This window comes from Nostoc sp., from assembly GCF_036917635.1.
Taxonomy (GTDB): Bacteria; Cyanobacteriota; Cyanobacteriia; order Cyanobacteriales; family Nostocaceae; genus Nostoc.
This window is the reverse complement of sequence record NZ_JBALCW010000076.1, coordinates 1-6,952: the sequence shown is the minus strand read 5'-3', so window position 1 is coordinate 6,952 and position 6,952 is coordinate 1. Positions and strand designations below refer to the sequence as shown.

Annotated in this window: 5 protein-coding genes; all 5 read right to left on the bottom strand. The window is 41.9% G+C overall.

Annotated elements, in window-relative coordinates; genetic code table 11:
* Positions 1 to 172: 172 nt before the first annotated feature.
* The 5 genes from aroF to glyQ all read right to left on the bottom strand — a co-directional run bounded on the left by aroF (position 173) and on the right by glyQ (position 6,844).
* On the bottom strand, positions 173 to 1,231 hold the full coding sequence (gene aroF, locus V7K32_RS17825; RefSeq protein WP_334995155.1) for a 3-deoxy-7-phosphoheptulonate synthase: 1,059 nt from the start codon (positions 1,229 to 1,231) through the stop codon (positions 173 to 175).
* A 269-nt stretch (positions 1,232 to 1,500) separates the two neighbouring features.
* Positions 1,501 to 1,971: a PAM68 family protein gene (locus tag V7K32_RS17820; RefSeq protein ID WP_334995154.1), complete on the bottom strand. Its 471-nt coding sequence runs from the start codon at positions 1,969 to 1,971 to the stop codon at positions 1,501 to 1,503.
* A gap of 12 nt (positions 1,972 to 1,983) precedes the next feature.
* A complete protein-coding gene (rpsO, locus tag V7K32_RS17815; RefSeq protein ID WP_041565894.1) occupies positions 1,984 to 2,253 on the bottom strand; it encodes a 30S ribosomal protein S15 in 270 nt (89 codons plus the stop codon).
* Positions 2,254 to 2,997: 744 nt separating this feature from the next.
* Positions 2,998 to 5,352 carry a ComEC/Rec2 family competence protein gene (locus V7K32_RS17810; RefSeq protein WP_334995153.1) on the bottom strand — a complete coding sequence of 785 codons (2,355 nt, stop codon included), beginning with the start codon at positions 5,350 to 5,352 and terminating at the stop codon, positions 2,998 to 3,000.
* 592 nt (positions 5,353 to 5,944) lie between these two features.
* The gene (gene glyQ, locus V7K32_RS17805; protein ID WP_334995152.1) at positions 5,945 to 6,844 is read right to left on the bottom strand and encodes a glycine--tRNA ligase subunit alpha; all 900 of its coding nucleotides are present in this window, start codon (positions 6,842 to 6,844) and stop codon (positions 5,945 to 5,947) included.
* Positions 6,845 to 6,952: the final 108 nt, after the last annotated feature.

Sequence of the window (6,952 nt, the reverse complement as noted above, 5' to 3'; positions counted from 1 at the left end):
TCTCATAATACCTTTGCTTGAAAAATCGTCTTAACCCTTACCGATAAAGCAATTAATTCCTTTTACTGCCTCAAAATCAGCGAACGCACAGTGATTAATGTCATGGTTTAACTAACTACTTTTTTCACTAGTGTATAGCTGAGATAGCCGATCGCAAAGTTGTAACTGAATTTTAAGCTAAAGCCACTGCTGGTTGCTGCCAGCGTCCCACCGCCTTACCAATCACTGCTAATTCTTGCATCAAGCTATCGAAACGATCTGGTGTGAGAGATTGAGGCCCGTCGGATAAAGCTTTGGCAGGGTTGGGGTGAACCTCTATCATCAGGGAATCTGTGCCAGCTGCCAAGGCAGCCATTGCCATTGAAGGCACAAACTCAGACCAACCTACACCGTGGCTGGGGTCAATCATAATTGGCAGGTGAGTCAGCTTTCGCAACACTGGCACTACTGATAAATCCAGTGTATTTCGCGTATACTGACGGTCAAAAGTGCGTATTCCGCGTTCACACAAAATTACATTAGGATTGCCAGATGCCAGAATATACTCTGCTGCCATCAACCAATCTTCAATAGTAGCCGCCATTCCCCGCTTTAACAGAACTGGTTTCGGCTGCGCTCCCACTTTTTTGAGCAAGGAGAAATTCTGCATATTCCTTGCCCCCACCTGGATGACATCAGCAATTTCCGCAATTTTATCCAGGTCAGCAGCATCCATCACTTCTGTAATAATACCTAGTCCGCTTACTTCCCGCGCGATCGCCAACAAATCCAAAGCACTCTCGCCGTGTCCTTGGAAGGCGTAAGGTGAAGTCCGGGGTTTGTATGCGCCGCCGCGTAAAAATGTAGCTCCAGCCGTCTTGACGCGCCGCGCTGTCTCCACAATCATTTCTTCATTTTCTACGGAGCAAGGGCCAGCAACCACTACCAAAGGCTGGTGTTCACCAAATATCACTGCTCCATTAGGAGTATTAACCACCACTTCCGAAGCTTCGCCGTGGCGGTACTGACGGCTGGCTCGTTTGTAAGGCTGCTCTACCCGCAACACTTGCTCAATCCAGGGGCTAAGTTCCTGAATTTGTAGTGGATCTAAGCTGGCGGTTTCACCTACTAAACCAATAACTACTTTGTGTTGACCAACAATTTTTTCTGGAGTTAGCCCCCAGCTAGTTAGTTCCTCATCAATGCGGTTTATTTCCGCCTCTGGAGAACCACTTTTCATTACTATAATCATGTAGAAAGTTCCTGATTATTAATTGAGTAAAATTTTCTGTAAATTGACTAACTTTATTGTTACTTATTAGTCTAATTAAGAATACTTAAAAACAAAATTTATTTAAAAAATATAGCGCTCAGTCAGTATTTTTACTGCTTAATAACTGGATATGGGGTATAAAAAATATTATATAATATTAATTAGCAATGTTGAAGTTATAAAAAACTTCAACATTCACTTCTTCATTTACCCAATACCGCAGTTATCTAATACCTGAGCGCCGATAATTATGAGTTTTTTTGGCGAGTTTCGCGCCAAACTGCCACCATTCGTCTCCAATTGGTGTTGAACTCACCCAATCCCAGCAAAGTTCCAACTCTTTCTTCATCCCAAGAGGCAGAAAGAACGCCATAAGTTATCCCTAAAACCCCCAAACCAAATAATCCCATGTTCACCAATAACACGGCGATGGGAGGTAGTTGGATCTTAGAATAAATAGCAAGCAGATAGCTGACAACCAGGACGCTAATGCCCAAAGCTGTTGGTACACCACAGAACCCAGCTACTCGGCGGATCATGCGCTGGCTGACTACTTGGGGAATAGCCATCTCTTGTTTTGTGTAAGACCGTTTTCTATCAGCCTGTTTGGCAGATTCTTGTGGCTGTGCTGCTGGTTTACTTTGAGTTTTTGTGGGTTTTTGGCGCTTTTTGTTTGGTTCAAAGGGCAAGCGACTGCGTTCAGATTCTTCAGCAGACATAAGCGGTAATCCCTATCCACGAATACCGAGACGAGCAATCAAAGCTTGATACTTTTCCCGGCTTTCCTGCGATATATAGGCTAGAAGACGCTTGCGCTGACCAATTAGCTTCAACAGTCCCCGCCGGGATGAATGGTCTTTTTTATTTGCCTGGAGATGTTCGCTGAGGCGGTTAATGCGCTCAGTTAGCATGGCAACTTGGACATCCGCCGACCCAGTGTCGGTTTCGTGAACTTGGTAGTTGGAAATTATTTCTTGTTTCCGCAGTTGCGTCAGAGCCATGATCGATTCAATTTCTAGTTTTTCTAAATGTATGTAGCAGTCTCCTATAATATCACAGCCATCAAGGTGGATGTAGAATCATCTTTGCTACTAGGCATTGCACTTTAGAAGACTAAGTAAATCAGGAGCCATTCAGTATCCTCTGGTAGTAGACGCGCTACTAAATCGTATAACGAACATCGAGCCGGAAGATTACTAGAGTACCAACGAGTAGTGTTCGTATCGGGAATATTTCCTATATCTTCCTATGGCAATTCGTGTTAGCACGTATGAGAATACAAACATTAAGCAAGTGGGCAAGAAGAAATGAAAGTATGTTAAATAATTCGGAATTCGGAATTCGTACCTTGGCAACGCTTGGCAACCTAATTCGTAATTCGTAATTAAGTTTTGTAACAGGGATTTAGCACAAAGTGCGGTCTTGGGGTCTCCCTAAGAGGAGTAACTTTGTAAGACAGACCCCGACCCAAAATGTGCTGCCTGTCTTGCTGGGGAATTAAACCCATAAACTTTGTTAAAGTAACTAGATTCTCTGGTAGTCGGAGTTTCAGTACTCACTACAAATTTAGAATTATTCATAACCACTTACTTACCCCAAGCATACAATTAGCATCTACTCACTAAAATGACCTTTATCAGACCTTTTGAGAGATTACTTCCTTGCGAATGACTATACATCTATCTTTAGTTAGTCTTGCTTAAAAATAAATATTATTTTTTTAAATTTACTTCGTTTTGAGTTTTTTATAAGACAGAAGACTTATTTTCTGTAGCTTCAATAAATGCCTCAAACTCACCGTTAGGCGTCCATTGAATAGCCCCATCTCGTCCTGTAAAAAATAGTTTGGTTTGGCTTTGATTTAGTTCCGATAAAGCTTTTGTATCAAAGTTAGCAGAAGAAGCGATCGCTACTTGTGGTTGCAGAGCAATAACTAAATCTTTTAATGACTGAGGCGCACACCACAGCACTTGGGGACGAGGTAAACTCCCACTCTTAACTAATTGCTGTACCTCTTTAGACTTGATATTACCTACTAATAACCAATTCTGATCTAAAATTTGCAATTGTAAGATGGGTAATTGATCGTTGATTAATTGTGCCACTATTGAACCAGTTTTCACAGATTGACCGACTGCTAACGCTTGGTAAGATCCTTGATACTTTTGTAGTTCTTGTTGAATTGCCTGAGTCGCAATGGAATTTTCTGGTTTGGGAGAATATTCATAAAAATTTTTGATTGGTAAACGTTGCAGTAGTTCCAACCAAGCATTACTCTCATTGCCTTGGAAATCAGTTGCGATCGCCCAATTGATTTGATTTACACCCTGCTGTTGTAAAAACGGTAAAATTGTAAAACGTCCTGTCCCTTCATCGCCACTATTAATTACAGTTACAGTACCTCTGTCTTGAACAACTACAATTGGTTCCGTACCAGATTCTAATACTGTTATTCTAAACAATGTATTTGTAGAATGCCAAAGGGGGATAAATACTAAACCAATGGCAATCACATTAGCAAACCACCACCGCTTCTGCCACCAAGGCACTAACCAAACCAATATAATCAGTGTATAAATCGCCAGAAGTTGCCAAGTAGATATGCTGCCTACAGCAACAGAATTTCCTGGCAGCTTGCTAAAAAATTCCACTAATTTAATTAGCCAATCAGTCGGGTAATGTAACACCGCAGCTAAACAGCTTCCTGCCTGAGTCCAAATTAAACCTACTAAAGCACTAATGATTCCACCTATACTAATGATCGAAATTAATGGAGTACTAAGCACATTCAGCAACAAACTATAAGATGGTACAACCCCAAAGACAAAAAGTTGCACAGGTAAAGTCCAAATAGTGGCAGCTAAGGGAACAGCAATCAAAGCTGCGATCGCAGGTGGTAGCCATGCTAGACGGTTAACTAGTGGGGTTACTGTTACGACTAATCCCAATGTTGCTAAAAAACTCAATTGAAAGCCTAAATCCCAAATCCATAGAGGATTAAAGACTAATAATAAAGTTGCTGCTAATAGTAATGAGCCGAACTGTTTCACCTTCCTTTTTAATAGCAGCCCAACTAATGCCGCAAAACCCATAATTACCGCCCTGAGAACTGCGGGTTGAAAACCTGTTAAACTCAGAAAAATGATTAAAGCCAAAAAGCCAAGGGTAAATTGCGTTCCTTTTTTTGCCCCCCTTGTTAGCTGTAAGATTACACTTAAAATTAAAGAAGTTTGGAACCCGGAAGCAGCTAAAGCATGAGCTAATCCGGCTTGTACAAACAAATCGCGGATATCGTAGGGTAAATCAACAGCTTTGCTACCTAAAACCATCGCACTGACAAGAGGCCCTTCAGGGATACCCAACCAACGAACTTGCGATCGCACAATTCGCTCCCGAATTTGCCACCATCCCCATTTACGTTCCTGCTCTAAAACATTTATTTGTCGCCCAATCAAACCGGCAAACGTTCCTTCCTGCTTGAGAAACTTCTGAAAATCGAAACCACCAGGATTGGAAGCCGCCTTGGGTTTGTACAAAATCCCAGTCACAGCAATTTCTTGACTAGGGTATAACCCAGTAGCCTGAAGTATAGGCACCGTCACATACAATTTACCTGTAACCCCTTTTGGCACACCTGCTGAACCTTTGTCATTTTTGACTTCATCTAGCTGAGTCGCTTCCAGCCAAAATTGTCCATGCTGACTGCGAGTCAAGCGGGGATTACTCGCCACTTCGCCACGAACAATTACAAGTTGTTCTTGATTACTGCTATTTCCAGGCGGAACGAACTGACTAATATCTTTTGCACCTGGTTGCGGCACTCGCCATTGAAAATATAGAGTTGCCAATAATCCCACCAAGCCAGCAGCTATCCATATTCGAGGATGGGAAGTAATTTGCCAAGTGTTAGCCACAGCCTTATTTTTGCTTCCAGCATTTTCTGGTTTCTGAGCAAATTGCCGTAAAGTGGTGCGTCTTTTAAAAAGAATTGCTCCCACTATCCCCAGAACAAAAATCCATACACCACCCCAAGAAACTGCTGTAAACAACAACCCAAAAATGTAGCCAAGACAAATAATTACACCACTGGTTTGAATCATAAGATTTTTTGTAAAAGCGCCTGACAACCCGAATTTGCAGATGACTTAAAAATAGGTAGGGCTGCAATAGAGAAAAATCGACATTGTTGAATTTGGCTATGAAATTGAAAAATAATATATTCCAAACTTTTATTATCTGCGCTTGGAGCGCCTCTGCGTGAGTTTTTCATCTCTGTAATCAGCAACAGCGAAAAATTTTTATCCTTGTGGTGTATAGCCCATCAAGTACAAATAAAGCCCGCCTGTGCGGGCTTTATCCTTGTAGCTTTAATGTTCTAGACTCAATATTTAACCGTATTTCTGTCCTTTAGCAAAAGCCGTATAATAAATAGTGAAAGATATACCTACCTTAAACCTCAGCGCAGCATGGATAAACAGAACACAAACTCGTAGCGAATTTAATTTGGCAAGACTCTGCGTGTAAAAATGTTAATATTTTACACATAACTATACTTAATACAAAATTTTGCAAGAGCGTAGCGAATCCTCTAAAAAAACTCTGCGTACCTCTGCGCTTTCCTCTGCGTCCCTTTGCGTTAAAAAACGCTACGATTTTAGCCAAAGCTGTACTTAGTTCATTTATCCGCACCCTTTAGTATATTGGGCTTACCGTTGAACTCACAGTATCTTTGAGCAAAGGAAAACCCAACTTCTCCCTTTGCTCAATATATAAATGAGCCACCTTTCTAGCCAAATGGCGAATCCTGGCAATATAGCGAGTTCTCTCCGTCACGGATATAACACCTCTAGCATCCAGCAGATTAAATGTGTGTGAACACTTCATTACATAATCTAAGCCAGGCAAGACCAATCCTCGCTCCGTCAATTGGGTAGCTTCCTGCTCATACAAATTAAATAGTGTCAATAGCAACTCAGGATTCGACGCTTCAAAGTTGTAAGTACACTGCTCAATTTCTCCCTGAAGGTAAACATCACCATAAGTAATGTTATCTGTCCAATGAATCTTAGTAATTGCCTCTACTTGCTGGAGATACATTGTCAGCCGCTCTAACCCGTATGTAATCTCAATCGACACCGGACGGCAATCAATACCCCCACATTGCTGGAAGTAGGTAAATTGAGTAATTTCCATTCCATCTAACCATACTTCCCAGCCAGTGCCCCAAGCTCCCACAGTTGCATCTTCCCAGTTATCCTCTACAAAGCGAATATCGTGGTCTTGAGGACGAATACCTAAACCCCTCAAGGAATCAAGATATATCTCTTGAATATTATCTGGCGATGGCTTAATCAGAACTTGATACTGATAATAGTGCTGGAAGCGGTTGGGATTTTCGCCATACCGTCCATCTGTAGGGCGACGACAGGGTTCAACGTAGGCAACAGCCCACGGTTCCGGCCCCAATGCTCTTAAAAATGTCTGGGGATTTTTAGTACCTGCCCCCTTCTCAATGTCGTAGGGCTGGGCTATGAGACAACCGCGATCGCCCCAAAACTGATGCAATAAAGCTATTACAGATTGAAAATTCACGCTTTCCCCATCCTTAGTTGGCACAGTGCATAAACCATTGTTGCCTAGAACCCGGCACTGTGGGCATTTTCATAAGGAGTGAGAAACAGTCCCAAAATATTTGGGAAA

Coding starts and splice junctions, on each gene's coding strand:
- aroF (WP_334995155.1), bottom strand. CDS start 1,231: ATGATTATAGTAATGAAAAGTGGTTCTCCAGAGGCGGAAATAAACCGC.
- rpsO (WP_041565894.1), bottom strand. CDS start 2,253: ATGGCTCTGACGCAACTGCGGAAACAAGAAATAATTTCCAACTACCAA.
- V7K32_RS17820 (WP_334995154.1), bottom strand. CDS start 1,971: ATGTCTGCTGAAGAATCTGAACGCAGTCGCTTGCCCTTTGAACCAAAC.
- V7K32_RS17810 (WP_334995153.1), bottom strand. CDS start 5,352: ATGATTCAAACCAGTGGTGTAATTATTTGTCTTGGCTACATTTTTGGG.